At 41.3% G+C, this 26,259-nt stretch carries 26 protein-coding genes and 1 tRNA gene; all 27 read right to left on the bottom strand.

Annotated features, from left to right (window positions below; translation table 11 throughout):
- Positions 1-32: 32 nt before the first annotated feature.
- Entirely contained in the window at positions 33-860 is an 828-nt protein-coding gene (locus HMPREF3002_RS08305; protein ID WP_023917745.1) for an amino acid ABC transporter substrate-binding protein, read from the bottom strand.
- Positions 861-869: 9 nt separating this feature from the next.
- A complete protein-coding gene (locus HMPREF3002_RS08310; protein ID WP_023917743.1) occupies positions 870-1,499 on the bottom strand; it encodes an amino acid ABC transporter ATP-binding protein in 630 nt (209 codons plus the stop codon).
- Between the two features lie 12 nt (positions 1,500-1,511).
- Positions 1,512-2,153, bottom strand: coding sequence for an amino acid ABC transporter permease (locus HMPREF3002_RS08315; RefSeq protein ID WP_023917742.1), 642 nt, complete (start codon positions 2,151-2,153; stop codon positions 1,512-1,514).
- A 98-nt stretch (positions 2,154-2,251) separates the two neighbouring features.
- The gene (gene lepB, locus HMPREF3002_RS08320; protein ID WP_003006560.1) at positions 2,252-2,812 is read right to left on the bottom strand and encodes a signal peptidase I; all 561 of its coding nucleotides are present in this window, start codon (positions 2,810-2,812) and stop codon (positions 2,252-2,254) included.
- A 165-nt stretch (positions 2,813-2,977) separates the two neighbouring features.
- On the bottom strand, positions 2,978-4,483 hold the full coding sequence (pyk, locus tag HMPREF3002_RS08325; RefSeq protein ID WP_013903352.1) for a pyruvate kinase: 1,506 nt from the start codon (positions 4,481-4,483) through the stop codon (positions 2,978-2,980).
- Between the two features lie 69 nt (positions 4,484-4,552).
- Positions 4,553-5,566 (bottom strand): 6-phosphofructokinase, encoded by a 1,014-nt coding sequence (pfkA, locus tag HMPREF3002_RS08330; protein WP_021152956.1) that lies wholly within the window; start codon positions 5,564-5,566, stop codon positions 4,553-4,555.
- Positions 5,567-5,650: 84 nt separating this feature from the next.
- On the bottom strand, positions 5,651-8,752 hold the full coding sequence (locus HMPREF3002_RS08335) for a DNA polymerase III subunit alpha (protein ID WP_070666145.1): 3,102 nt from the start codon (positions 8,750-8,752) through the stop codon (positions 5,651-5,653).
- An 83-nt stretch (positions 8,753-8,835) separates the two neighbouring features.
- A tRNA-Ser gene (locus tag HMPREF3002_RS08340) sits at positions 8,836-8,923 on the bottom strand.
- A 288-nt stretch (positions 8,924-9,211) separates the two neighbouring features.
- Complete coding sequence (locus HMPREF3002_RS08345; RefSeq protein WP_070666148.1) at positions 9,212-9,949, bottom strand: hypothetical protein; 738 nt, start codon at positions 9,947-9,949, stop codon at positions 9,212-9,214.
- Positions 9,950-9,981: 32 nt separating this feature from the next.
- Positions 9,982-10,728 (bottom strand): CHAP domain-containing protein, encoded by a 747-nt coding sequence (locus HMPREF3002_RS08350; RefSeq protein ID WP_070666151.1) that lies wholly within the window; start codon positions 10,726-10,728, stop codon positions 9,982-9,984.
- Positions 10,729-10,737: 9 nt separating this feature from the next.
- The gene (locus HMPREF3002_RS08355; RefSeq protein WP_070594909.1) at positions 10,738-11,067 is read right to left on the bottom strand and encodes a phage holin; all 330 of its coding nucleotides are present in this window, start codon (positions 11,065-11,067) and stop codon (positions 10,738-10,740) included.
- Positions 11,064-11,516, bottom strand: coding sequence for a phage holin family protein (locus HMPREF3002_RS08360; RefSeq protein ID WP_070594910.1), 453 nt, complete (start codon positions 11,514-11,516; stop codon positions 11,064-11,066). The genes HMPREF3002_RS08355 and HMPREF3002_RS08360 overlap by 4 nt, the downstream gene beginning before the upstream one ends.
- An 18-nt stretch (positions 11,517-11,534) precedes the next feature.
- Positions 11,535-12,206 carry a hypothetical protein gene (locus HMPREF3002_RS08365; protein ID WP_070666154.1) on the bottom strand — a complete coding sequence of 224 codons (672 nt, stop codon included), beginning with the start codon at positions 12,204-12,206 and terminating at the stop codon, positions 11,535-11,537.
- The gene (locus tag HMPREF3002_RS08370) at positions 12,206-12,427 is read right to left on the bottom strand and encodes a hypothetical protein (RefSeq protein ID WP_070666157.1); all 222 of its coding nucleotides are present in this window, start codon (positions 12,425-12,427) and stop codon (positions 12,206-12,208) included. Before HMPREF3002_RS08370 ends, HMPREF3002_RS08365 begins: the two co-directional genes overlap by 1 nt.
- 13 nt (positions 12,428-12,440) lie before the next feature.
- The gene (locus HMPREF3002_RS08375; protein ID WP_070666160.1) at positions 12,441-16,607 is read right to left on the bottom strand and encodes a phage tail spike protein; all 4,167 of its coding nucleotides are present in this window, start codon (positions 16,605-16,607) and stop codon (positions 12,441-12,443) included.
- 32 nt (positions 16,608-16,639) lie between these two features.
- Positions 16,640-17,365, bottom strand: coding sequence for a phage tail protein (locus HMPREF3002_RS08380; RefSeq protein WP_070666163.1), 726 nt, complete (start codon positions 17,363-17,365; stop codon positions 16,640-16,642).
- Positions 17,359-20,451: a phage tail tape measure protein gene (locus tag HMPREF3002_RS08385; protein WP_070666165.1), complete on the bottom strand. Its 3,093-nt coding sequence runs from the start codon at positions 20,449-20,451 to the stop codon at positions 17,359-17,361. Before HMPREF3002_RS08385 ends, HMPREF3002_RS08380 begins: the two co-directional genes overlap by 7 nt.
- 278 nt (positions 20,452-20,729) lie before the next feature.
- Complete coding sequence (locus HMPREF3002_RS08390; protein WP_070666168.1) at positions 20,730-21,128, bottom strand: hypothetical protein; 399 nt, start codon at positions 21,126-21,128, stop codon at positions 20,730-20,732.
- Between the two features lie 15 nt (positions 21,129-21,143).
- Positions 21,144-21,716 carry a major tail protein gene (locus tag HMPREF3002_RS08395; RefSeq protein WP_070666171.1) on the bottom strand — a complete coding sequence of 191 codons (573 nt, stop codon included), beginning with the start codon at positions 21,714-21,716 and terminating at the stop codon, positions 21,144-21,146.
- Positions 21,717-21,727: 11 nt separating this feature from the next.
- Positions 21,728-22,051, bottom strand: coding sequence for a hypothetical protein (locus tag HMPREF3002_RS08400; protein WP_049483850.1), 324 nt, complete (start codon positions 22,049-22,051; stop codon positions 21,728-21,730).
- Positions 22,048-22,407: an HK97 gp10 family phage protein gene (locus HMPREF3002_RS08405; protein ID WP_049483851.1), complete on the bottom strand. Its 360-nt coding sequence runs from the start codon at positions 22,405-22,407 to the stop codon at positions 22,048-22,050. Before HMPREF3002_RS08405 ends, HMPREF3002_RS08400 begins: the two co-directional genes overlap by 4 nt.
- Positions 22,404-22,703: a phage head closure protein gene (locus tag HMPREF3002_RS08410; protein ID WP_021152936.1), complete on the bottom strand. Its 300-nt coding sequence runs from the start codon at positions 22,701-22,703 to the stop codon at positions 22,404-22,406. The genes HMPREF3002_RS08405 and HMPREF3002_RS08410 overlap by 4 nt, the downstream gene beginning before the upstream one ends.
- A gap of 1 nt (position 22,704) precedes the next feature.
- Positions 22,705-22,971, bottom strand: a complete 267-nt coding sequence (locus HMPREF3002_RS08415; protein WP_049483852.1) for a hypothetical protein — start codon at positions 22,969-22,971, stop codon at positions 22,705-22,707.
- Between the two features lies 1 nt (position 22,972).
- Positions 22,973-23,311 (bottom strand): hypothetical protein, encoded by a 339-nt coding sequence (locus HMPREF3002_RS08420; protein ID WP_049483853.1) that lies wholly within the window; start codon positions 23,309-23,311, stop codon positions 22,973-22,975.
- 11 nt (positions 23,312-23,322) lie between these two features.
- Positions 23,323-24,495, bottom strand: coding sequence for a phage major capsid protein (locus HMPREF3002_RS08425; RefSeq protein WP_070666173.1), 1,173 nt, complete (start codon positions 24,493-24,495; stop codon positions 23,323-23,325).
- Positions 24,492-25,070 (bottom strand): HK97 family phage prohead protease, encoded by a 579-nt coding sequence (locus tag HMPREF3002_RS08430; RefSeq protein WP_049483855.1) that lies wholly within the window; start codon positions 25,068-25,070, stop codon positions 24,492-24,494. Before HMPREF3002_RS08430 ends, HMPREF3002_RS08425 begins: the two co-directional genes overlap by 4 nt.
- On the bottom strand, positions 25,057-26,259 hold the full coding sequence (locus HMPREF3002_RS08435; protein WP_049483856.1) for a phage portal protein: 1,203 nt from the start codon (positions 26,257-26,259) through the stop codon (positions 25,057-25,059). The genes HMPREF3002_RS08430 and HMPREF3002_RS08435 overlap by 14 nt, the downstream gene beginning before the upstream one ends.

The raw sequence follows: 26,259 nt of genomic DNA on the forward strand, positions 1-26,259 counted from the left end.
ACGAATTACCGATTTCTGTCCCACTCTCTTTATTACTTGATATCGTCTGTTGCTACATCCGTTCCGAACCACTTCTTAGAGATCTTTTGGAACTGGCCCTTTTGATAAAGTTTTACGAATGCTTCATCAATTTTTTTCTTCAAAGTTTTATCCGCCTTGCGCACCCCTACCGCAAAGGATTCTGTCTCAAAACCGACAGGAAAGACATTGTAGTCTTTTAAAATTCCTTCCGTTTGCAGATAATAGTTGGCATAGACACGGTCGATTAAGAGGCCATCGATCCGATCATTCTGAAGATCGATCAGCGCCTCGTTGAAACTCTGGTATTGGGTAGCCTTTTGATTTTTAACCTTATTTTTTAAGATTTTAGGATTGGCTTCAAAATCCATATAGCCAGACGATCCGGTCTGGGCACCTAATCGTTTCTCTTTCATCCCATCGACTGATTGGATCCCAGAGGCTTTCTTAGTGACCAAGACTTGTTCATTTTTCATATAGGGCTTGGTAAAAGCAACACTTTCCCGACGTTCATCTGTTGCCGAATAGCCATTCCAGATGGCATCAATGGTCCCATTTTTCAGTTCCGTTTCTTTCATATCCCAATCAATGGGTTGCCAGTTGACATGAATCCCATAAGATTCAAAGACTTGATTGGCCAAATCAATGTCAAAACCAGCGTAGCTCCCATCTTTTTGCTCAAAGCCCATGGGAACGAAAGTATTATCAAAACCAATCGTGATGGACTGCTCTTTTTGGTATTTTTGCCAGTTGTCCACTTTAGGATCACTGACTGTCTGTCCACAGGCAGTCAGAAGAGCGAGACTAAGGACACCTATCAGCCATGGTATTACTCGTTTCATAGTCTCCTCCTATTTAGGCTCAACCTTGAGAAGAACATCCGCAATTGCTTCTGCAAACGGAATATCATGGGTAACAACGATCTGAGTCACCCCCAGTTCACGGTTTTGCAAGATTAACTTCTCAACTTCTAATCGCAATTCTGGATCCAAGGCCGAAGTCGGCTCATCATAGCCAATAATTTCTGGATCGATCATCATAGCACGAGCCAATGCCACCCGTTGCTTCTGACCACCAGATAGAGAGAAGGGATAAGCATCCGCATGTTGTTCGAGTCCTAGACGCTCCAGTAAGCTCATGGCTTTTTTACTCGCTTCTTCCTTAGTCACATTCATGGTCTTAACAGGAGACAAGATAAGGTTTTCCAAGACCGATAAATGTGGAAACAATTGAAAATCTTGAAAGACAAAACCGAGAAGATTTCGTTTTTCTAAGGCATCCAGAGGCAAGTTTTCACCATTGTAAATGATCTGACCAGAATCAATGGTTTCAAGACCAGCTAGCATGCGAAGCAAGGTGGTTTTTCCTCCCCCAGAAGGACCAACAATGGCGACGATTTGTTTTTCAGGAACGAGAAGATTGAAATCTGATAAGATCTGCTTATCCCCAAACCGTTTCGAAATTTGTTTTAATTCTAACATATGCTTCTCCTCCTATTTATAATATGAAAAGTTCTTTTCAACTCGCTTAGCAATGATGGTCACGATCCCAATGAGGATTAAATAAATAGCTCCCGCCAAAAACATAGGCGCTAGACTGGCATCACGATTGGCTGCCGTCCGACTAGCCAGGATCAAATCACTAATTCCCAGAGCATAGACCAAGGAGGTGTCTTTAATCAAGGACATGACTTCATTGAAGACACTTGGAAGAACGATCTTCACCACCTGAGGCAAAATGATATAGCGAATTGTTTGCCATGAACTCAATTTCAAGACCTTGGCCGCCTCATACTGACCTGTCGGAATGGCGACAATTCCTCCACGGAAGATTTCCGCAAAATAGGCTGCATAATTGAGAGTGAAGGCTGTGATAGCTGCAGGCAAGCGATCAATCCGAATCCCAATACTTGGAAGGACGTAATAAATAAAGATCAACTGAAGCAAAAGAGGAGTTCCTCGCATGATCCAGATATAAATCGTTAGGAGTCCATGCAGGATCTTTGAGCGCAACTGAAGCAAAAAAGCAACAACGATTCCTAGCGGAATCGATAAAATCAATACGAAAGCAAACACTTGCAAGGTGAGGCTTGCTCCCTTTAACAAACTTGGTAAAATTTCCAAAGCATACTGCATAGCATTCTCCTCCTAAAAAATTATTTAATGAACATCTTACCACAAAAATGGAAAAAAACTAGTTCATTTTGATATTTATAAAAAAAATAGCCTTTCGGCTATTCTTCTACTTTTATAAATCCAAATTTATTGAGAGGATAGAGACGCAGATTCACGACTCCTTCGATCTGATTTTTATGGATATAACCAAACTCACGGCTATCTTCTGTATCCCCACGGTTATCATTTAAGACTAGATAAGTATCCGATGGTACACGACCAGCCTTGGTCCCTTTTAACTCTGATAAAAAGAAATCATCCGTATAATACCCATTACTCGTTGGAGCAGCTAGGTGTTTATTCAGCATTTTATTCAGGTAAGGTTCTGGTGTTGCCTGTCCATTCAAATAGAGGACGTCATCTACGTAGCTGACTTCGTCGTTTTCTTTGGCAATGACACGTCCAAGGTATTCTTTTCCACCGACCTTATATAAGACCAAATCACTGCGATCTACCTGAGCGTTTCTAGTTGCTACCACAAGATCTCCAGTTTTCACAGAAGCATTGGCCATTTTATCATTGATACTAAATGGATGAAATACAAAGATTCGAAGCAAAATCAGTGCCAAAACCAGTACACCGACAATTATGACATTTCTAATTAAATCTCTCCTTGGCATGTATGTCTCCCTTCCTTTTTATTTATTATACCATGTTTTTGATCTTTAAAAAAGAGAAAGTAAGCATTAGTGAGAATTCTTATCAACACACACCAGAAGAAAAAGAAAAACCTCGCGGTCAATCCTTTCGGACCAACCAGCAAGGCTTTTAGATATAATTGTCTATTAACGTACTGTACGGATACGCATTGTGTTTGTACGAACAGCTTCTCCAACTGGTACACCAGCAACGATAACGATATCATCACCAGATTTAACAAGACCAGCTTCAACTGCTTTACGTTCAGCAATTTCGAACATATCATCAGTTGATGAAGGAGCATCTGTCAACATTGGGATAACACCCCAGTTCAACATCAATCCACGTTCTGTCAATTCGTCAAATGTCAATGCCAAGATATCAGCATCTGGACGGTATTTAGAGATCAAACGTGCAGTGTGACCTGTCTTAGTCAAGGTTACAACCAATTTGATATCCATTGAGTTTGTAGCATCTTTAACAGCTGAAGCCATAACTTCTGTCTTAGAGTTACGTTCGAATGAAGCTGGGTTCAAACGACCATATTCTTTCAAAAGTGTTTGAGCGTTCATGTCGATTTTCGCCATTGTAGCTACAGATTCAAGTGGGTATTTACCGTTTGCAGACTCACCTGAAAGCATTGTAGCATCAGTACCATCGATAACAGCGTTGAAGACGTCAGATACTTCAGAACGTGTAGCACGTGGTTTTTCAGTCATTGTTTCAAGCATGTTTGTTGCAGTGATAACAACTTTACCAGCAGCATTTACTTTAGAAGTAATCATTTTTTGGTAAACTGGAACCATTTCGAATGGTACTTCGATACCCATGTCACCACGAGCGATCATGATACCATCAGTAACTTCGATGATTTCATCCAAGTTTTCGATACCTTGTTGGTTTTCGATTTTCGCAAACAATTGAACGTGGCTGTTACCAGTTTCTTCACAGATAGCACGAACTTCTTGAACGTCTTTTGCAGTACGTACGAATGAGATCGCGATGAAGTTGATACCTTGTTCCAAACCGAAACGGATATCGTCGTTATCACGTTCAGCAAGTGCTGGGAAAGGAATCTTAGTGTTAGGGATGTTTACACCTTTTTGTTTAGCGATGATACCATCGTTTTCAACTTCAACAACAAATTCACGTTTTGCAGCGTCTTTTTCTACAACGCGAAGACCCAATTTACCATCATCAACCAATACTTGGTGTCCAACTTCAACGTCATCAAAGATGTCAAGCGCACCAGCAACGTTCAAAGCAATCACTTCACGAGTTGATTTAATACCTTGTTTTGTAGCAACGCGGATACGTTCACCAGTCTTGTATGAATATTCTTTAGCTTCGCCTTCGAACAATTCAGTACGGATTTCAGGACCTTTTGTATCAAGAAGGTAACCAACTTTTTTACCAGCGATTTCTTCTGCACGTTTAACAGTCGCCATACGTTCACCTTGTTCTTGGTGGTCACCGTGTGAGAAGTTGAAACGGAAAGTGTTCGCACCAGCTTCGATCAATTTAGCAATGTTTTGTGCTGAAGCTTCAACGTCAAGTTTTTCAGCCCAGTATCCATCTTCACCGAATTTTTTACCGCCACGGATTTCTACCGCAGGACCTAAAGTTGCAACGATTTTTACACGTTTGTTCATGATATATATGACTCCTTTTTAAATATATCTGTCTTTTTAAGACAAGGTTAACGAATTTATGAAATAAAATTAGATTGAAGACAAGCTACGGTTCAACTCGGCAAGACCAAGATCAGCTTTATGTGGATTGTTTACCACAATCTTACCATCTTCTGTCAAGCTAAAGAGGGCTCCTTCTTCTGCTTTACCAAGGATTGGGTTTTCCACCATTTTTTCATTACGGATACCAACGGCTACACCACCGATTCCTTGTTTCAACAATTTAACTGCATGTGCTCCCATACGTGAAGCAAGAACACGGTCACGCGCAGTAGGTGAACCACCACGTTGGATGTGGCCAAGCTCAGTCACACGAAGGTCACTTTCATCACCAGCTTCTTTCAACGCTTTACCAAATTCATCTGCAGACATCACGCCTTCAGCCAAGATGATGATGTTGTGGGTACGACCTTTTGCGTAACCTTCTTTGATGCTCTCAACAACATCTTCGATCTTGAATCCTTCTTCAGGGATGATGATTTCATCTGCACCAGATGCAATCCCTGCCCAAAGAGCGATATCTCCAGCGTTACGTCCCATAACTTCAATTACGAAAGTACGGTGGTGACTAGATGAAGTATCACGGATCTTATCGATCGCGTCCATTGCAGTTGTGACTGCCGTATCAAAACCAATTGTAAAGTCAGTTCCGACGATATCGTTGTCGATCGTACCAGGAAGACCAACAGCTGGGAATCCAAGCTCAGTCAAGCGCATCGCACCATGGTAAGAACCATCTCCACCAATAACGACAACACCTTCGATCCCGTGTTTCTTCAATTGCTCGATCCCTTTTAATTGACCTTCGCGTTGAGCGAATTCAGGGTAACGAGCTGAATGAAGGAAGGTACCACCACGGGAGATAATATCTCCAACAGATGAGGCGTCAAGAGGCTGAATTTTACCAGCAACCATTCCCGCATATCCATCATAGATACCGAAAACTTCCATTCCTTCTGAAATTGCTTGACGAACAACTGCACGGATGGCAGCGTTCATACCAGGGGCATCTCCACCACTAGTTAAAACAGCAATACGTTTCATTTCGTTGTTTGCTCCTTTTTTTCTTTTACATTCTACGTAATTATAACACAAAGAAGACTAAAATTCTCGTATTTTTCGCAGTTTTTACCGATAAATCGTTTTCATAACGAGATTCTTTAATTCATCTTCCAATTCTTTGTTTTTCTGGACTGTATAGCCCTTCAATTGTAGAGTTTTTTTCTCGTCTTCATAGCGTAATATCACAGGATATGGGCCCGGATATTTTTTCAAGATAGAAAGAATTGTTTTATCCTGACGATGATCGAGCAACTGGATCCAGAACTTTTCATTGGTCGCTAGTTGTGCCTCTGCTAGAATCATCTGCAAGCGCCCATCACGCTCTTGTATCTTCCCTGTCAAGTAATAAAAGCCACCTTCTTTTATCAAGGAGGAAAATCGATTGTAGGTTTCAGGGAAAAGGGTCACATCCAATTTTTTCTTGGTATCACTGACTTGTAAGAAAGCCATGAGATCACCTGACTTGGTTCGAATGGTTCGAATGCTTTGTACCTCAATGAGAATGCGTACCTGCTCTCCTTGTATGATTTGAGAAATTGGTTGGATCTCGTAGGGACTCGTTTGCCCAATCGCAACCAATGGGTGAGTACTGAGCCCGACACCAATAATGGCCTCTTCCTTCTCATATTTTTCAGCTTGGCTAAAGTCTTCTGCTTCTGTCCAGGAATAGTTAGAATCTGCAAATAAACTACCTAGCTCATCGGCAAAGACAAACAAATTCGGCAAATTGTGAAGCACCTTGCGCCTATTTTTTTCAAAAATATCAAACAATCCAAGCTCCACTAAAGGTGTTAACAGAGGTAATTTATGATACTGATTGGGGAGGCGTAAAATAAAATCTTCGACACTTTCAAAGGGACGATTATCAATGATCCAATACGCGAAATCTCTTGGGAGTCCCTTGATATTTTTCATTCCCAAGTAGATTTTTCGATCCTGGAACTTATCTCTGTAAGGGATGGTGTTGATGGATAATGGCGCGACTTTAAAATCAAACTGGAGAGCATCTGTCAGATAATCGCTGCTCGAATAATTGAGCATAACATCAAAGAAAACATCTGGATAATGGACCTTGAAATAGGCCATCTGAAAGGCCAAGGCAGAATAGGCGTAGGCATGGGAACGGTTAAACCCATAGCCTGCGAATTTTTCCATGATTGCAAAGACCTCTTTAGCTTTTTCTTCCGTATGCCCAAGTTTAAGAGCACCTGCGACAAAATCGTCTTCCATCTGATGCATTTCAGCTGCATTTTTTTTGCCCATAGCCCGACGTAAAATATCGGCTTTCCCTAGACTAAAGCCTGCAAAACGCTGGGCAACCTGCATGACCTGCTCTTGGTAGAGCATGATCCCATAAGTGGGCCTTAAGATTTCTTCAATAGCTGGATCTAAAATCTCAACTTTTTCTTGGCCGTGCTTTCTTTTGACGAAATTATCAATGTAATCACTAGCCCCTGGACGATTGAGAGAGGTGGTCGCTACCACTTCTTCGAAATGATTGGGTCTCACACGTCTCAAGAGGCGAATGGCTCCAGCCTGTTCAAATTGGAAAATCCCCTTGGTATCCCCAGCAGCAAACAAGGCCAAGGTTTCTGGATCTTCTAAATCAATGGCTTCAATCACGATCTCTTCTTGGTACTTTTCATAGACGGCTTCCTTCATTTTCTGAACAAAGGTTAAATTTCGCAGACCCAAAAAGTCCATCTTCAACAGACCATTGGCTTCAACCGCATGGGCATCATACTGGGTGACAAACATGTCTTCTCCATACTTGAGAGGAATGTGATCCGTCAAATCCTGGTCACTCATCACAACCCCAGCCGCATGGATAGAGGTCTGCCTTGGTTGGCCTTCTATTCTTTTGGCAATTTCAAAGCCACGCTCAAATTCTGCTCGGCTATGAATCACTTGTCGAAAAGCTAGATTCTGTTCATAAGCTGTCGTCAGTGTATCCCTAAAGCCAATCCGCTTGGTAATGGAGGTCAATTCGTACTCTGGTACCCCAAAACGTTTAAAGACATCTCGAATGGCTTGTTTGGCCCCAAAGGTTGAAAAGGTCACGATCTGAGCTGCATGGTAACTCCCGTAACGGTCTCGCACATAGCGGATAAATTCTGGACGATAGATATCAGGAATATCAATATCAATATCCGGCATGGTGTAGCGCTCCACATTTAAAAAGCGCTCAAAGAGGAGGTTCTTCTCCACAGGGTCAATCCCTGTAATTCCTAATGCATAGGCTACCAGTGAGCCTACAGCAGACCCACGTCCCATTCCCATATAATAGCCTTGACTCCGTCCGAAACGAAGAAGGTCCCAGACAATCAAGAAATAGTCATCAAAGCCCATTTGGTGAATAATGTCTAATTCATGCTCCAGACGTTCTTGATAGACCGGACTAGTCAAGTTCTTTCGAAGGAGACCCGCTTGAGCTAATTCTCTGAGTTCCTCAACAGCTGGTTTCTGAGGATTGAAGCGAGGCAATTTCAACTGGGTATCAATGTCATATTGAATCCCTTGAACAAGGTTTTCCAGATTTGTGATGGCTTGAGGAAATCGCTCTGCAAAATCATTCTTTAAATCCTGAGGAGTTTTTAGGACTGTTGTCTGATCAATTGGCCCTGTTTCCGTCAAGCTTTGATTGTCCTTGATGGCTGCCAGCATCTGCATGGCTTCCATATCTCCCGCCTCAAAAAATCGAACGGTATGAAGAGGGAGCACAGGGTGGCTAAACTCTTGAACCGGCGTATCCGCAAAAACTCCGATGAAGTAATCTAGACCAAACGGCAAGTCTCCACTAGCAAAAGGCGCTGGGACAATAACTGCTACTCCTTCTGTTAGGTGCTTCACATCCTCCCAATTGCTCTTCCCCATCATTTTGACGGTCGACATCTTCATCAGATTCTGGTAGCCCTTCGTTGACAGGGCCATCATCCGAAACGGAATTGTTTCATTGTCTACTTCTAGTCCAACTTCTAATCCGACCAAGGGGCTGAGATTGTGGGCCTGACAGGCTTCGATAAATTCATAAGCACCATACAAATTATCTACATCCATGATTCCCAATGCGTCATACCCCATGCTTTTAGCCACGTGGACATAGTCTTTTATGGTCACAAGGCTTTCCATAAAAGTATAGACTGATTTGGTATCTAGCTGTGCAATCACTTTGTCTCCTCCCTCACTTGTCTATTTTTGGGACTCTTTTTTGTACAAAAAAACACCACTGCTACACAATGATGTCTCAACAACGGAAGACATGGGATTCGAACCCACGCACGCTTTTACACGCCTACCGCGTTTCCAACACGGCCTCTTAAGCCTCTTGAGTAATCTTCCATGAATAAAAATATGGAGCCGGTGGGAGTTTCTAAAACTCAATTATATCGCTGTTTTTAGGTTTTAGGGTCTGTTTTAGGTACTGACTTCTAAAACTCCACAAGTTCATTGCTCACATTGTTAGTTTAGCATAGCTTCCAAGAAAGTTCAAGTTTTATTTTTTATCTCATACATAAAAGGAAGTTATTTAATAGGAAAAGATTTTTTTGATAGTTGTTGAGGTTATAACAGACATTCCTGAAATTTTCCATTATAACAGAAAAAACCCTCCATTTTGGAGGGTGAAAACTATGCTTTATTTTCTAGCGCTTGAACTCGTGAAACGATAGCAGCAAGCTCTTGTTTTGAAGCAAAAATGTTTTCTGCTTGATGGCCAGTGATGAATGAATCACCGCCATTTTTTAGTTTCTCATCTATCAGGGCATCAATTCCAAGTTCTAGATGCTTTTCCTTGATGTTGGTTGTCATCTGAGATTGAAGAGCGCTGTAGGTCACAAATGTTTGATACGATTGATCTGATGTCAAATAGTTTGTTAAGTCAACAACCTCTGGATGTGCTTGTGGTCTATTTTCCAGTGTTTCAATTCTCTTGATGATTTGGCTGTCGTTGTAAGGCTGAATTTGATGTGTGGCCATGTATGCAGCTATTTCTTCCTGAATGTTGACTTTATCAATTTCAACAATGTTGCTTATTTGATAATTTTCAATGGATTGAATTATATCAATTTTAGCACTCTTATCGCTAGGGAAGATGAAGCCATCACATTCAACCTCAACTTGATAGATGCCTGTAGGTAGAATTTTTTCAAGTTTGAACTGAATTTTAGAATTTTCTACAACAGTTTCAATTGTCTTCTTTCCTTTGGCATTTGCTATTTTGATCTTAGCGTTTTTTCCATCAAGAGAGCTGAATTTGTTGCCATCATAGTCTAATAATTCATATTCAAAGATGGATGAGGAGTCACCTTGCTTGATGACTTCCCCACCTTTTGTCTGTTTCAGATTAGTTGAATTTTTTCCGCTCATCTAAATCCTCTTATTCTACAAATCACAGAGATCTATTTAAAAGATCCAAAATCTGTGATGCGTTGCCCATTTTCAGATTGTCCTACTGCCACATATCTACGATTTCCAGAACCGCCAATGTATGTGATCCAAATATAGCCATCATTGTCAATCCATCCATCATAGTTGATTTCTTGACCTACACTATACACAGCTACAATCTCAGCTCCAAGACCGGCTTCAGCTCGTACATTTAGAGCAGATACTTCAACAGTGAATGTTCCTGTTTCTGGATTGAAGCCACTTGATTCAATTGTCAATGGTTCTGATGGTTCTGGCTGTTCGAATGCCACAGATGTGTCATCAGTTGGGAAATAGAACCATCCAACAATTCCATCAAAGTTGCGTGTATTGTATCGTGCAGGACCTCCAACATAGAGGGAATCAGCATTTCCATCAATGTTCTGTTCAATGGTTCTCATAGTGACTCCATCACTATCCTCAATCACAATTCCTGTGTGACCATAAGGATGGCCATACAGATAAGTTGTATCCATGACAAAGATGGCTCCTGCTCGTGGGTTGACTCCTACTGCATCATATACTACTTCATACCCTAACCCAGCGGCTGAATTAAGTAGGTCAATAGCATTTCCCCAGAGAGCTTTCCCGAAAAAGTTGATAGAAATTGAATTTGGTAAGTCAACACATTGGGTCCCGTACGCACCATCTGCATCGGCTCCAACACCTTGATTGGCCAAAGATTCTGAAAAACTTAAAATGTCATTTGTTGCTACCATTTTTGAACCTCATTTCTTCCATTGTTCATTGGCTTTCTTGACAGCAGCCTCAATGAATGTGTTTAATTGGTCATTGGTCAAATTGATGTTATATGCTTCTAGTCCCTCAATCAAGCTAGTTTTAGCATGCTCCATCTTATCCTTGCCGTGGATGTCCAATGTTCCTGCTACTTGTTCAGTGGCATGCACAGCGTTGTTTGCAAGGATTTCAGCCACTTCAAGAGCTTTCTTTCCTCCACGAGTCAAGAGATATTTTTTGACTGCCTGGACAACAATTCCAACCAAAATTACAAGAATACTCATTGCGCTAGTTGTTACGATATCAGTGATTTGATTCATTTTTTCTTTTCTCCTTTTTTGATTAGTTTACTAGGCTCTTCCAAGCCATCTTTTAACTGAAATTTCTCATGATCAATATTTTGTTTCACAAGGCGATCTAGGCCAGGAATTTCAACTCCCAGAGCTGAAAGGCTGGCAAGGATGCTGGAACCGTAGGCTGCCATCATTGCGACAATGAAGGCATCAACTACGGGTCCAAGATTCATGTATAGAGCGAATGGATAGCCAATGGCTGTGATTAAAATCATAGCTGTGTGACTTACTAGCCCTTTTCTCCATTTTCTACTTGAGAACTCATGATAGGCCCATGCTCTAGCCACCCCTAAAACGATATCTAGAGCCACAATGGCCATCAAGAGAAATACAATCATGTGTTCATCAATTCCGTGATCATAGAAGTCACGTACTACTTCAATAATTCCAAAAATTCCATCTGGTTCTTGATACATCAATCACACTCCCTTCAATTAGGATTCAGGATGTGCTACTGGTTGAGTTTCAAGATCTCCTGATGGCTTGTTTTGCTTCTCTTCTTTGGGAACTTCCCAATTGTAGATTGCCAGTTTCCCATTTTGGAGAAGTGGGCCTTTCAAGTCTTTGATGGATTCGCCATTGTAGGTGAAATCATAGTTGACTTGAACAAGAACACGTTTCCCTTCACTGAATTTTTCAGTGTGGTCTGGATCAATCAAGGTGAAGATGTCATGTTGCTTGTAGGTCTTGCCTACTTGAGCAACTTCCACAAGCTCAAGTGCTCGCTTGTAGAGAGTTGGATCAAGTGGATTATCTTGATTGGTCACAGCTACAAGGACAGACCAGTCAGCAAGAGCTTTGTTATTTTGGATTAGGACATCTTTCTTTTCGTTCTCTTGAGTGAGTTCTTGAATTTTCTGGATAGCGTTCTTATTGGCATCAACGGACTTGTCAAGCTCTTTCTTGAGCGCCACGATAGCGCCAGATGGATCCAATTCCATTCGGACAAGATTTAGAACAGCATCCACAAGGGCTGTCTCTTCATCTCCCATGCGGTTATTTGGAAGGGATTCTTCAAATACCCGGTAAGGGTAATCTTGCTTGATGGAAACCTTTGTGGCATTAGCTACTGGATCATAGGATTTGAACTGTACTTTATAATTCATTAAGCATTTACCTCATTTTTATTCTTAACTTCTTCAAATAGGTCCTTCAAATCTTTGTCAGATTCTAGGACAGAGCGATAGATTTCTAGCTCTTGTGTGAGCTGATCTAGTTTTTCTTGTAGGTAAGTACATCGAGCTTTAAACTCAATCTCTCCGAGTGTTTTGTCGCCTAATTGCTTGTTTAATTCAGCAATCATAGCTAGTAGAATATTTTCGTTCATGTTAATTTCCTTTCTATTTAAAGCCATATTTATTGATGAGATTTGATTTTATATGATTTTGAACAGCTCCATTTTTTAGATCCCAACCATAACGAGCGAGAATACCAAAACAAGTCAAGATATCCCATAGATAGCCTCCTACATTTTGTGATCCTTTCCCAATAAATAGATCATCTATATAAGCTTTGCTAAAATGTTTATCGCCACGCCCTAAATTATGTTTAACGCCTTTTTCATTCATTGGAATCAAATAGCTATTTCCATCTTTAGTATTATTGTGAATAATCCAAGGACTTCTATACTGACCATTTGCATAGAATATGATTCGATCACCAACAAGTTCGTACAAAGATTCTTTTACATCATTCTTCGCTCCTGACCACAAGCGCATCCCAGCAAATGTTCCATTTTCTGTATTTTCAGTTTTGTCTTGATTTGTTCCTATGACGATTCTGGCAGCCTTATTGTCTCTTAGATACTCACCAATAAGACCAACTTGGTTAAATTTGATAAATTGTGAGGAGCTTGTATCATCGATTCTTCGAATTGTGCCAGTATTTGAAAATAGATTGATAGTCCCGTTATCTAAGTCAAATACTGTAGCCCCGTTGTTGGCACTCAATCGTCCACCTTGAATTCTTTCAGCAGCAATCTTGATGGAATTCAACTCAGTAATAAAAGCCTGTTGTGAAATCAGTTCTCTAATAAAAGCTTGATTTGATACAAATTTGTTGATCATGGCTGAATCTACTAACAACTTATCTGCTGTGACTGCATTGCTGGCCAGAATTTGAGTGGTTACTGATCCAGATTCCATGTGACCAGTTCGGACGCTCTGAGAAGCCAGATGCCTGCTTGTGATGGATCCATCAACTACCATGTCACCTTTAACCTTGATCAATTGAGCGATCAAGGCAATGGCTTCTGGTTCTTGTACAAGCAATGAACTGATGGTCCTTCCGTTGATGCTCTTACCTGTACCAAACGAAATTTGACCATCTGTGATATTAATGTCTGTTTTCTTGAGAACTCCATCGAATTGGCTGACAATTGTTGATATTTGCCCGTTGACTGTTTGCTGATAGTTAGCAAAGCGCCCGTTGATGCTGTCCTTGAAATCATCTAACTTGTCATTGAGGACAGAATTTTGACTAGATAATTTCTTGTTTGTCTCATCTGCTTGAGTTGCCAGTTTGACATCTGTTGAGTGTGCTTGCTCTTCAATTTTGGTTGTAAGTGACTGTTCCTGAGTTGCAAGCTTATTGTTTAGACCTTCTGTTGCATATCTCAGATTATTCCCAAACTCAGTTGAGAATGTTGAGAATTGACCATCAACAGTCTGCTTGTATTCAGCAAGTTTGCTCTCAATTCGTGAGTTGATTGTGTCCAAGCTGTTAGGCTTGTATGGAGGTACTTTTGGCCCTTTGACCAATATTGGTTTGCGAATCCAAAAGTGTGCATTGTTGACTGCATAGAAGTATAGTGGAAAACTTCCAGAGGTATCAAATTCAAAATCAGTTGCTAGGAATGTGAACTCAGCTTTCAGCCATGTGTTTTTTGCTGTTGTTTTATCTGCAAAACTCTTCCCAAATACTTGCTTATTATTTGAATGTCGTTTGAGTGTAACTGCTATTCCTTTATCACATTCAACATCACTTCTCACTTGATATTCAAAACCTAATGAATAGTATTCACCTTGAGTCATCTTATTGATATACAGTGGGAATGTTGGACCTGCAAATGTATAAGAATTTGCAGGAGATCCGGAAACTTTCATTTTGAAAATCCCGTTTTCTACGGACGTAATTCTGGTTGTGCCATTGTTGGGCGCTGTATATTCAGTTAAGCTGTCAGCTAATTTCACAAGGTTTTCTTGGTCAATCTGACTTCCTAGAGCTTCGATCCTTCTTGTGATCCCCTCAGAATCTTCTGTGTACTTATTCTTAGAAATGTAATTCTCAGATAGATTCTCACGAATTGTCTTCAGGGTATTGCTTGTTTGCTCTTCTGTATAGCGTTTTAGCCTAGATTCAAGGATTCCACTCTCTCCAGTGTACTGTTCAAGTGCTGTGATTTGTGTTTTAAGTCCTTTTGCGGTACGTTCAAATGATGCTGAAGCGTTTGTGACAATAGCTTCTTGATCTTCTGGAGCAGGTCCTGCATCTGTTCTGGTATTGCTTTGTGTTAGCTCTACCCTCTTGAATGAAATTGAGCCTGCTTCACTATAGCCAATAATGATGCGCCAGAAATCAAACTCATCGCTTTTTTCTAGCGCTGGAACAGAAACTTTGTACAATTTCCATTCATCAGTCAATTGAAATTGGGCATAGATTCTTTCTGGATTGAAGCCAGCTTTTCTATTCTCACGCAAGGAAGCCCACATTGTTCCAGATCCACTATTTCTTTTAGCATAGAACGAAAGCGTGTAAGGCTCACCTTTTTCTAGATAATCCAGAGCAGTTGTTTTTGAAGTAGCCCAACTTGGTGCAGTGCTAGAGAATAGCTGCGCTTGCTTCCAAGTGTTTGTATTGCCTGTGATGGTATAAACACCATTCTCTGATGTACCAGTTGAATCACTTGAATCACCGTGAGCAAAAAACCACAAACCACGAGTGAAATCATAGTCTTCAGCGTAGTTTCTTGAACCTACTTTCAGACTTGTGAACTCTTCTTTGATACCATTTACTGTCTGCTCGACATAAGAGCGATCTGCTTTGCCAGCTGTGACATTGGTCAGGTCAGAGATAGCTTTTTCAGTTGTCTGCTCAAAGCGTGATTGTGCGCCTTTTAAGTCAGTGAATTGGCTTTCTGTAGACTGTTTGAATTTATCAACTAGCTCTTTGACTTCAACATCTTTTTCAATGAGCTTTTCAGTTGTAGTCTTTAAGCCTTCCATCGTCACTTCAATGCCATTGTATTGAGCTTTGAACTCTTCTACAATTTCAGTTTTGTTCTTCTGGTTAGCAGCATTGATCTTCTCAGTGACTTGCGCTGAGATTTCTTCTTTGACTACTTCAGCCTGAGCCTTGGCTTCCTCAATGCCATCTGTGATCTCTTGTTTCAAGGCTCCTGCTTTGTCTTCAAAGACCCTGTTGGCATTATCAACCAATACTTTCAATTTCTTGTAGTATTCATCATCCTCTTGAGTTTTTTGGACTGTATCAAGGATTTCAGATGCTACATCAGAAATTCCATTTGAGCCTGACATGCCTCCACCGTGGCCAGCCTTGTCATCGAATGTAAGAGAGATATACTCTTCTGACAGAGCATCAAAGACATAGCCCACAGCTTTTTTCTTCAACATGACATCATGCTTCAAGCTCATGATGGTCACTGTGTCACCAAGATGCACAGTTTGACCATCTAGCTCATAAGCTTCAACTTTGATCTGATCAGTGGACTTGTCAATGTCACCATTCTTGAATTTGGCTTCACCCCATTTTCTCAATTCTTCCTCTGTAGTAAGATCATTGTTCTCATACTCAGCTTCATTGATATAAGGATAATTGCCAATGAGGGGGCTGTCCACAGTGACTTTCAGAACCGTGTCTTCTTCTGCTCCCTCTGGCTTGAAGGTTGATTTCAGATGCAGTCTTGTGATGATGCTTGAACTGCTCTTATTCCGTTCATACTGCTTCAAGTTTTGATGCGTAGTAATAACCACACCACGATCAATTCCCCGACTCTTTGGAATGTCAATCAGGAAGTTGTCACGGATCATCTCACCTTCCCAAGCACCTACAATGGAATGTTTTCCATCCATCAGGATCTTATAGAGCGTTTCATCCTCTGTGGTGTTGAAGGTTCTATTGTCCATAATGTTACTTGTGAATGAAAATTTTCCAAGTGGTGTCTTGACTGCTGAAATCATAGCATTCAAGGCGATTTGACAGGTTGAGTTTGAAACCTTGATAGGACGAACAGAGCGCTTGAAGATGTCTTCTGTGATGTGCTGGCAAGTCAGGTTCACTGTGTCATCTTGCTCGCTGATTTCCTTGATCCGGAACAATTGCCGGCCAGTGACAGGAGTTGGGGCGATGATGAGCATGTCTTCCTGAAATTTCTTATAAATTTCAGTGTCTGTGATTGGATAGTCAACCTTGAGTGTGTAGCTCTCATTGGTTACTTCTTCAACTTCTGCTTTTGTTGCTTCATGGAGTGGTTGCCCATTCCATTTCACTGTTTGAACATTTCTGTCTAATAGATATAGAATTATAACCACCCCCAATTAGTTTCGAAGACAAGTGATTGAATACCTGGCCCTAAAACCACACCAACAGTCTTCTGGCCTTGGTTAGCGTCAATTGTGATGAAGTCTCCTGACCACTTCACCAGATTCCCTTTCTTGTCAAGGAAACTTGGATTCTGTGGATCATTCACCATCACAGCGCTATCAGATAGTTGCTCAAGCTTGATGGTTTGTTTCCCAACCGTGAAGCTAGTCTCAGATGAGCTGGTCCCTCTAATTGTGATTTTAGGGAACGCAAGTGAGCTACCTTGCAGCCTGAGAACACCATTTGAGGTAAGAGTTTGAACATCGTTGTTCTTCATGTATTTTGTAGGGTGACAAATGAATGTCACCTCTAAAGAATACATTTTAGTTTTATCTCTCTGAGTGTCAGACACCTTTGTCTGATAACAGAACCATCTTGTGAGCTTGTTCTGTTGATTCTCAAGCCAGAAGTTTCTTTTGGAAAGGAATTGGACAAATTCAAGGACTTGCAATTCTGTTGGGTTGATGAGTTGAAGAGTGTATTTCTTTTCAAACGCTTCTCTGTGAGGATTCGACTGAACAATATATCCACTAACTCCATCATGGCTCAACAGCTTATCCTTTGAGAGACCAACTTGAATTGTAGGACCTTCCAGCACAATCACATCAAATGGAAATGATGAAGTTCCAACTCCATCAATGATCAATTCGTTGTATTTTACCATGCAGGCGCTCCTCTCAATTCTTTCTGTCTTCTCAATTCAGCAGCTATCTTCTGAGATACCTTATTAGCGATCTTCTCAATGTCAGCTTCTTCTCTGATGATATTGTCAGAGATGTTGATATTGATCACGGTTCCTTGTGGGTCCATTGTTTGGGCAATGCCCCGACCAATGGCGCTCAAGTTACGTTCATTCAGTGGTAGGACTGCTTCTTTTCCAGCTTCCCCACCAACCATCAGGCTATTCCCGTTCATGCCAAATGCTGTGGGCTTGGTTAAGATCCCACCTTTGGCATACCAGTCAATTCCAATACTTGGAATCCCTTTACCTTTCAGCCAGTCCATCGGATTCAGCGATCCGCTGGCCTTGAAGTGAGGTAATGGGATGTGTGGCCATTTGAATTGGAAATTGAAGAAACCTTTAATTCCGTCAATGGCTCTTCCTACGAGATCTTTTGCTCCATTGATAGCTGTGTCAATTGTGTCTTTGATCCCATTCCAAATGCTTGAAGCGGTTGAGCTGATATCATTCCAAACTCCTGAAATTGTGCTAGAAATCCCATTGAATACAGTTGAAACTGTTCCTGTGATTCCATCCCAAATCCCAGATAGAGTTGAGCTGATCCCGTTCCAAACAGTTGAAGCCGTACCGGAAATTGTGTCCCAAATTCCAGATAAAATTTGAGCCATTGCATTGAATACAGATTCACAGATACTTTTGATCCCGTTCCAGATATTTTCACCAATACCCTTGATGGTCTCCCAAGCCCCAGACCAATCCCCGTTGATGATCTGCATCACAGTCTTGATGATGCCTAAAACCACGTTGATGGCTGTTTCAACAACAGTTTTGATGGTGTCCCATACTGTAGAAACAATGGTTGAAATATTGTTCCAAGCAGTCTCAATGAATGGTCCAAGAACATTCATGACTGTCGTTACTACTGCTGAAATGGCATTCCAGACGGTCTCTGCTGTCTGTCTGATCAGTTGTTGATTATCATTCCACCATGTTGTCAATGTCCCCCAAATCTCCATAACAAAGCTTGAAATGGCTTGGACAACAGTGTTGATGACTGACATGATAGCATTCCAGACTGTTTCAACAGCGGTCCTGAATCCCTCATTGGTTTCCCACAAGTGCTTGATAACCAAGACTATTCCTGTGACTGCTGCAATAACAGCGGCTATCACTCCAATGATTGGCAATGCAGCAGCTATCAGCCCTCCTATACTTGCTCCTACAGCAACAGCAGCCGCCTGAAGGGCGAGGAAGATTGGGGCAAGTACACCGGCCACTGTTACAATTGTTCCAAAGACTACAACAAAGTTTTTGATGGGCCCAGGTAAGTTGTTGATCCATTCTGCCACTTTCTTGAAGACATCCACAATGATGTCAAGGGCGGGAGCGAATGTTTCAGCGATTGCTCCACCGACCTCAGCCATGACAATTTTCAAGCCATTTTGTGCTGTCGTGAATTTATCAATAGGATCTAGAGTGCTTTCATAAGTTTGTGAAACTAACCCTGCTGACTCTTTAGATGTTTTTCCAAGTTCATCAAAGCTCAAAGCTCCACGCTTGATGGCATCGACCATTTGAGGAGCCTTTTTGGCACCAAAGATCTCCATAGCGATCCCCATTGCTTCAGTCTCTGATTTACTGTTCTTGATTGCTTCAATGGTCTCTTTGAGACCTTCTTTCATGGTCTTTCCTTGCTTGGTGTAGACCCCTGCTGCCTTTGTCATTCCTGACAATGCTGCTGATGAATCAACCCCATGCTGTTCAAGTTGACCAATCAATGTGACAGCTTCATCAAATTCAAGACCAAGCATCTTGATTTGTGGCGCTCCATCTGTTGCTTTCTTCATCAAGTCATCAACAGAAACCCCTGTGGATTGTGCCACATAAGTGGTGCTATCCAGTACATCAGATAGGTAATCAACAGAATATCCGTAGGCTTCCAAGGCTTGCTTGGACTGAATTGTTGCATTCGTGATGTCAGATCCGTTGATTTCTGCAAACTTGAGCATGTCAACAGATGTGGTTTTGAGCGCATCCCCTGTTAGGCCGAATTGGGTGTTAACTTCACCGACTGCATTCCCGATTTTGCTGAAATCAGTAGGCATTTCAGTGGCTATGCCATTGGCAATTCCTTGCATCTGCTCAAGGGACTTTCCACTTGCACCAGTCTTGGTGACAATAGTGTCCATTCCTTCATCAATTTCCCGGAATGCGTCCAGAGCGCTTTTCCCAAAATCAACCAACTTTTGACTGATTTCAGATAACTTCTCAGAGAATTGATTCAGCAATTCAGCTTTCAGAAGCTTATTTGTCTCTTCAAGACCGCTACTAGCTTTCTTCCCTGACTCACCAAGATTCTCCATTTCATTGGAAAGCCCGTTGAAGGCAGCCTTGGACTCATTCAGTTGAGTTTCTAGCTTATTGACTTCTGTCGAGTTCTCACCATACTCTTGTTTTGCAAGAGCAAGCTGTTTCTCAAGATTCTCAACCTGTTGGGCGACAATCTCGCTTTGCTTCCCAATTTTCTGTTCAGCAAGTGCCAGCTTATCTGCTTCACTAGCATTGGAACCCATTTGGCTTTCTTGCAGCTTGAATGAGCTGACAACTTTGTCACCTTCACTTGCAAGGCGCTGTTGCTCGTTTTGAAGCTCTTTCAGTTGTTCACGGTTGGACTTGGTAGCATTCCCATTTCCATCTAATGCCTTATTTACATTCTCAAGCTTATTCTCATAGCCCTTCAGGATGTTCTCTGTCTGGACCACTTCCCGTTGAAATGCACGGTATTGATCAGCTCCAATGTCACCACTTTTGAATTGAGCTTCAACTTGTGCTTGTGCCTGTCTCAATGTTTCCAGTTTTTCCTTGGTAGTTGAGACTTGCTTTTGAAGGACTTCTTGCTTTTGAGCCAATAGGGTCACGTTCCCTGTGTCAAATTTCAGAGCCTTGTCAATGCTCTTCAATTCTTTTGCTGCTTCAATAGAGGCAGAATTTACTTTTTTCAGGGCGTTTTGAAGGGGTTGTGTGTCACCGCCAATTTCAATTTTTATCCCTTTAATATTACCGGCCATGTTTCCTCCTTTCACATAAAAATATAAAGAGCGCCTAAAGGATTCTTGTGATCAATCGTCCATTCATTCGATGAACTTGACCTCAGATTCTTCCTCTCAGCACTCTATTTCAGACTAGAATGAGTCAAAATCTGACTGTGTGGCCTTGCGTGTTTCTGATTTGTTTTCAGTACGCAAATTCACATAATCTGTTTGATAGTCCAGAGCCATTCCAATTGAAATGTGCTTCAGATCATCAATTGTAAGCCCAGTTTCTTTACAGCAAGAAAGATAAGATTCTACTGTAAAGATTTCATCACTGGCTGATTCTGACTCATCTGGTTTTTTTTTGATGTCATCGTATCATTGATCATTCCCATTAGAATTGGAGCAATGTCCTGCAAAGGAAATTCTTCCATTTCCATGAAAAATTGTTCATAAGGCTTGATATATGGGTTCCCTGATTTGGTGAACACCCAAAACAAGCGATTGAAGAAGGTCATGTCAAAATTAGCCAACATGTTGATGTCAACTTCATTGTTGCCATTCTCAGCCATTTGCATGATATTCTGGTTTGAGATCATTCCAAATAGATCTTGGAAGAAATCTTTCCCAAACTCACTCTTATAAGCGATAGGAGTGTAAGCATTGGTTACAAGCTCATACTCCTTTTCACTAATGGTCACACTCTTACGCATTTAAGGCCTCCTTAATTACAAAGCTTGATTAGGTTCATAGACCTTTTCAAACCATTTCTTATAAACTTCTTGATCATCCGCTGATGTGATGGAACGTTTCACAACTTGGTCACCGGGACGAGGGCTGGCATTGAAGCTCAATTCACGTTCATTCACGTTGGTTCCGTTCTTGGTAGCTGATCCGCTCGATGGGCGACTTGCTGAACAGTAATACATGACATGGCGTGTCTTGTTAGCATCGCCAGCAAATTCAAACATAAGTGCGAAGTTGGTTGTCTTCGCATCTGCTTTTTCTGTGACCACTCCTGTTGTAGAGTCTTTGATGTCGCCCAAAATTTTTGTTGCGAATGCTTCAATGATGTGTGGGACTTTGAATTTACCTTCGTAACCTTCGTTTGAGTTGACGAAGTAATAATCAATGTTATCAGCTTTCACTGATCCTGAATCCCCTTTAGGGTCCAGCGTCAATTCCATCGCTCCGGGGAAGCGGAATACTTGACCATAAGTGATCACTCCTGCTTCACTGATTGATTGGATTGGTGCCACATGGACATTTTCAAGTCCAAATGTAACTTTGTTTTCAGTCATTTCTTTCCTCCTCAATATAGATAGACTTCATAAGACTTCACAAACAGTCTTTCTGATTCAATAAAATTTTCTTCTTGAACATCATAAAAGAGCTTGTGGTCATTCCACAGCTCTTCTAATCGTTCTTCTAGTTCCTCATCTTTTCTTTCAAAGGCTAATTCTACAGTGACAGCACGGATCTTGTATGATGCTTGATTGTCTGTCCCTGTGATAGATGGCAAGCTTTCAAAATAGATGAGGTAGGGCAGTGAAGGGACATTTCCTTCCCTGAATGCCTTGTAGGTGACTGGCAACCCAGCCTGTTCCAAAATTTCTGCAAACTCTGACAGCTTCATCTTCCAAGCTCCTTCAATTTCTTTTCAAAATTCTCAATAGCGTGATCTTCTGCCGGCTTGATGTGTACGATGCCGGAAACCCGTCCCCCGTTCCTCTTTAAGTGGCCAAATTCAAGCAAATGTGGGAGACGATAATTTGTGTTATGAACTACAAAATTACCTTTCCCCATTTTTGTTTTTTTCCAGGATTTGGCATACTTACCACCTTTTGCCCTTGGACTTTTTGGACTTGTGGTTTTTAATTCTTGGACGGCCTCTTCTGCTGTTTCTTCTGCTATCTTATCCACTTCTTCTTCAACTTCCGTGGAATACTCTGCTAATGCTTTAGCAATTTGACTGGCTAGATCTTGGCTCATGTCATCTTCTCCACTAAAGTCAATTCAAGGATGTTGAGGTTGATTGGATATGTCTTCAAAATCCGGTATTCCTTACCGCCAAATTCAGCAAATTCCTGATTGTCATATTCAAAGCTATGAATATCAACAATCAGATTGGGCCTAATGCCAGCCTGATTGGCTTGGTAAAATTCGGACCGTGTAATAGATTTCTTCTTACAAAAGATTGTAGTCTTTACTTTCTCAGTCAGATCTTGCTTGAGCTTGTCCTTGCCTGTAATTTTAAAACCTATCAATGTGATTTCATCATTCCACATCTCACACCTCTTTCTTGGAAGAGATTTGCAGATTGTGCAAGCGCCATTGAAGGTGACGTGGCAAATCAACACCACCTTCATAGCGATAAGCAGCAAAGTCAACAATGAACATTTCATGGTCAGCACGATCTGGAACCAATTCAACACCCAGATTGTTTGTTAATTCGCTGATGACGCTTGAGACAATCTTCTCCAGTGTTTTATCTCGCAAATTTGAAGCAATTCCTAATTTGATTTTAAGTAATTCCACTAACTGACCAATGTCCATGCTATTCTTCCTCTTTCTTAGTTGCTTTCTTGCGCTTTGGTTTTTCTTCAGTAGTTTCTTCTACTTCCTCAGTAGCTTCTTTCGCTTCTTCAGTAGTTTCTTCTACTTCCTTAGTAGTTGTTTCCACCTCTTCAGCAGTCTCTTCTGCTTTCTTAGTAGCTTTCTTTACCACTTCATCAGTGATGAAGATTGAACCTGCTGAATTAAAGCCTGTCAAGAGTCCTTTAACAAACTCTTGATCAGGTTCATAGCCTTTGCGTGGAAACACATCATCAATTTGATATTCATGTTGTTCTTCATCACGCATGTCCTTGAATGGACGAATTACTGTATAGGGCATGTGATACCTCCTTATGCTACAACATCAGTGTATGTGCCAAAGAATCCAGCAGCAGCATCTACTTTCTTAACATCTAAACGGATGAAGAGTCCAAGCAATTGGCCATAGATGTCATTGTTGACCCATTTAACAGATACTTGAGAACGGTCAAAGAGTTTTACAAATTCAGAAACATCACCAATGAAGAACTTCATGTCTCCTTCAGATCCAAAGACTGTATCATCTACCGGGTAGATTGTTTTCCCACCGAATGAGTAGCCTGTAGGTGAAGCAACATCCGTTTGAAGCATGTAGCGACCATTTTTGTCTTTCACTTTGTCAAGTGCTGCAAACATTGATTGCGTCACAACAATGCTTGCTTTGTAGATTGATTTGAGTTTCTTGTTGTAGATGTCCTTGATGCCATCGAATCCAGCAGCATCTGCTTGAGTTGCTGATTTGAGGATGGTAGCGACCAATGACAATTCAGTGTTTTCACCTTGATTGAATACTTCATCTTCTACAATTGACATGATGTCATAATCAGCATCATCAATCATTTCTTGAGATACAGGAATGTATCCACGGTAAGTCTTGATTGAGTAATCAATTTCGCTGATGCTTGGTTTTCCAAGTTCAGGATTAGCTTTCAATTCTTCAGTTGAAGCCATTTTGCTGTCTGTCTTCTTGATAACTGGATATTTACCAGAACCACTATTTACTTTGACACGTTGGACAAGATCCAAGAGTGGATTGCGTGTCTTTTCAAGGAAGTGAGGTTTTAGCACTTCAGTTGGGATCAAAGCAGCGCTTCCAGAGTCAGTTGTTTTAAGACCTTCAATGTCACGAGTTTGACCAGTACGAATGAATTTAGCAATTGCGTCACGTTGTTCCAATTTCTTTCCTCCACGTTGCTCAACATCTTTGAATGTTGGGGCTTTCCGATTTTGTTCATCAACTTGTTTTTGAAGTTCTTCAATTTCTTCTTCAAGTTTTGCTTTTTCTGCTTGTTTTTCTTCCAATTCTTTTTGGATGTCTTCAAGGCTCTTCTCAACCGTTGAAACTTCTTCTTCAGTTTCAGCACGGTCCAATTTTTCCGCTTCGGTTGCAGAACGGTCTTTCAATTCTGTGATTGCTTCTTCCAATTCAACAACTTTGCTTGCTTTAGTGCGCATACGTGCGCCCAAGATCAATGCTTTGTTCATAGATTGTATTTCTCCTTAATTTTCATTTTGCGTTCATTTAACGCTTCAAGATTGGCACGTTTTAGACATTCAAAGTCTTTCTTCCGTGCAGCAATTTCAGTCTGTGGATATGCTGGGAACGTGCAAGGGCTTACTTCAAAGATTTCAAGCTCCAGCACGGTATCAAGATAGGAACCATCTTCACGCTCAACAGTGTCCACCTTGATTGGCATAAATCCAAAACTGCATCCAACAATATCCCCACGCTGTACACGGGCATAGGCTCCCATAGCGTCAGGATCATTCCTGTTGATGATAATGTCACCATAAAGGCCTTTGTCATCAACTTTGAGACTCACTGTGCTGTTCCCTGTGCGCCCTAAAACTAGGTTATGGTCATGATTGAACAATGCACGGATGTCAGCATTCTTGATTGCTTCTTCCACTCCTGCACGTTTGATCACTTCAAAATAGCCTGGCCACAGCTCAGTTTCTTCATCGAACCGGATGAAGTAGCCACTCAGAATCAAGTCACCAGATTCTTGTTCTTCTCGTGTCTCAAATTGAGTAGCGATGTATGAATTACGTTTCTTCATTGGCATTTCCTCCTTCCTTATTTAATTTGCTCTGATTGCCTAACTCCCCTTGTGGAAGGTAGTTTTCAAGAACAATGATTTCATCCATTTCAGGATCTGGAGTCATACCAACCCAATCTCTCCACTCGTTCCTACGCATTGCAGCACTGTTTGTCATTTGTTGAGCAACAGTTGAAAGTTCTGTAATGTCGTAAGAATACAGTGAACGTGGATTAAATTTGAAGTAACGTGTGGTTGAAGTCAGTAGGTCTCTTGTAAGCGTCTGAGTAATCGTTGTTGCGATGCTCATGATGGTTGTGTTTACAAAGTTGTTGTATTCTTCCTTGTTAAAATCGCCCACACCCAACACAAAAGCCGGAACACCTAACATTCCAGCTACTGTCTTCTTATCAATTTCTACTGACTCATTTAAAGCGATGTCGTTCAAACTTAATGGCTTCACTTGTTCCACTTCCATCAAGGCATCAGGAACAATCCAAGGTTCACCAGACTGGCTTGTTGTCAAGTATTTCTTAGCGATTTTCTCCCGCCCCTCAACAGTTCCAAGCTCTTCACTGGATGAGTCCACCTTCACGATGAGACTTGGAACGTTCTTTCCGTTCATGAAGCCCTTCTTGGTCTGTGTAGCCATGTTCAAATTGCGTACAATGTCTTTCAAGGCCAATCTAAAACCGGTCCCAATATAAGGCCGGTCTGGATCAGGATTGATGGCAAAGTGGACCACTTCATCTGGATTGAAATCAGTGTCCCTGAAGTGGATCATATATGTCAAATCATTACTTTTGAACGACACTTCTGACATCGGGAATGGTCTGAGATTGCTGATATAGTCAGTCATTGGATCGTATTCCACATGTAGCACAGAATTTCCGTCACCAAATAGAAGCAAGTCCCTGACAATCTTGAAGATCCATGATTTTCTTGTCATGTGATCACAAGGGTTGATGTCAATCTTACGGGCTAACCCGTCCTTGATTCGTACATCACCGGATTCTGTATTCTCCATGAGCTGGATAGTCATATTTGAAACCATGTCAGCAATTTTATTGACAGCCATGATCACATCTGGATTTCTTGCCAGTGGAATATAGCCATCACCGTCATACATGATGCCAAGATCTGAATTCCCAAAGCTTGTGAACATCGTCTGAGACTTCCCACGCTTGAATAATTTGTTAAAGATTCCCAT

This window comes from Streptococcus sp. HMSC065E03, assembly GCF_001815045.1.
GTDB lineage: Bacteria > Bacillota > Bacilli > Lactobacillales > Streptococcaceae > Streptococcus > Streptococcus parasanguinis_AD.

Bases quoted from the DNA above. Each gene is read 5' to 3' on its own strand.
- HMPREF3002_RS08395 (WP_070666171.1), bottom strand. From the start codon at position 21,716: ATGACTGAAAACAAAGTTACATTTGGACTTGAAAATGTCCATGTGGCA.
- pfkA (WP_021152956.1), bottom strand. From the start codon at position 5,566: ATGAAACGTATTGCTGTTTTAACTAGTGGTGGAGATGCCCCTGGTATG.
- HMPREF3002_RS08355 (WP_070594909.1), bottom strand. From the start codon at position 11,067: ATGAATCAAATCACTGATATCGTAACAACTAGCGCAATGAGTATTCTT.
- HMPREF3002_RS08425 (WP_070666173.1), bottom strand. From the start codon at position 24,495: ATGAACAAAGCATTGATCTTGGGCGCACGTATGCGCACTAAAGCAAGC.
- pyk (WP_013903352.1), bottom strand. From the start codon at position 4,483: ATGAACAAACGTGTAAAAATCGTTGCAACTTTAGGTCCTGCGGTAGAA.
- HMPREF3002_RS08415 (WP_049483852.1), bottom strand. From the start codon at position 22,971: ATGGACATTGGTCAGTTAGTGGAATTACTTAAAATCAAATTAGGAATT.
- HMPREF3002_RS08410 (WP_021152936.1), bottom strand. From the start codon at position 22,703: ATGTGGAATGATGAAATCACATTGATAGGTTTTAAAATTACAGGCAAG.
- HMPREF3002_RS08380 (WP_070666163.1), bottom strand. From the start codon at position 17,365: ATGGTAAAATACAACGAATTGATCATTGATGGAGTTGGAACTTCATCA.
- HMPREF3002_RS08400 (WP_049483850.1), bottom strand. From the start codon at position 22,051: ATGAAGCTGTCAGAGTTTGCAGAAATTTTGGAACAGGCTGGGTTGCCA.
- HMPREF3002_RS08315 (WP_023917742.1), bottom strand. From the start codon at position 2,153: ATGCAGTATGCTTTGGAAATTTTACCAAGTTTGTTAAAGGGAGCAAGC.
- HMPREF3002_RS08405 (WP_049483851.1), bottom strand. From the start codon at position 22,407: ATGAGCCAAGATCTAGCCAGTCAAATTGCTAAAGCATTAGCAGAGTAT.
- HMPREF3002_RS08350 (WP_070666151.1), bottom strand. From the start codon at position 10,728: ATGGTAGCAACAAATGACATTTTAAGTTTTTCAGAATCTTTGGCCAAT.
- HMPREF3002_RS08310 (WP_023917743.1), bottom strand. From the start codon at position 1,499: ATGTTAGAATTAAAACAAATTTCGAAACGGTTTGGGGATAAGCAGATC.
- HMPREF3002_RS08360 (WP_070594910.1), bottom strand. From the start codon at position 11,516: ATGTATCAAGAACCAGATGGAATTTTTGGAATTATTGAAGTAGTACGT.
- HMPREF3002_RS08390 (WP_070666168.1), bottom strand. From the start codon at position 21,128: ATGCGTAAGAGTGTGACCATTAGTGAAAAGGAGTATGAGCTTGTAACC.
- HMPREF3002_RS08345 (WP_070666148.1), bottom strand. From the start codon at position 9,949: ATGAGCGGAAAAAATTCAACTAATCTGAAACAGACAAAAGGTGGGGAA.
- HMPREF3002_RS08420 (WP_049483853.1), bottom strand. From the start codon at position 23,311: ATGCCCTATACAGTAATTCGTCCATTCAAGGACATGCGTGATGAAGAA.
- HMPREF3002_RS08305 (WP_023917745.1), bottom strand. From the start codon at position 860: ATGAAACGAGTAATACCATGGCTGATAGGTGTCCTTAGTCTCGCTCTT.
- HMPREF3002_RS08385 (WP_070666165.1), bottom strand. From the start codon at position 20,451: ATGGCCGGTAATATTAAAGGGATAAAAATTGAAATTGGCGGTGACACA.
- HMPREF3002_RS08365 (WP_070666154.1), bottom strand. From the start codon at position 12,206: ATGAATTATAAAGTACAGTTCAAATCCTATGATCCAGTAGCTAATGCC.
- HMPREF3002_RS08435 (WP_049483856.1), bottom strand. From the start codon at position 26,259: ATGGGAATCTTTAACAAATTATTCAAGCGTGGGAAGTCTCAGACGATG.
- HMPREF3002_RS08370 (WP_070666157.1), bottom strand. From the start codon at position 12,427: ATGAACGAAAATATTCTACTAGCTATGATTGCTGAATTAAACAAGCAA.
- HMPREF3002_RS08430 (WP_049483855.1), bottom strand. From the start codon at position 25,070: ATGAAGAAACGTAATTCATACATCGCTACTCAATTTGAGACACGAGAA.
- lepB (WP_003006560.1), bottom strand. From the start codon at position 2,812: ATGCCAAGGAGAGATTTAATTAGAAATGTCATAATTGTCGGTGTACTG.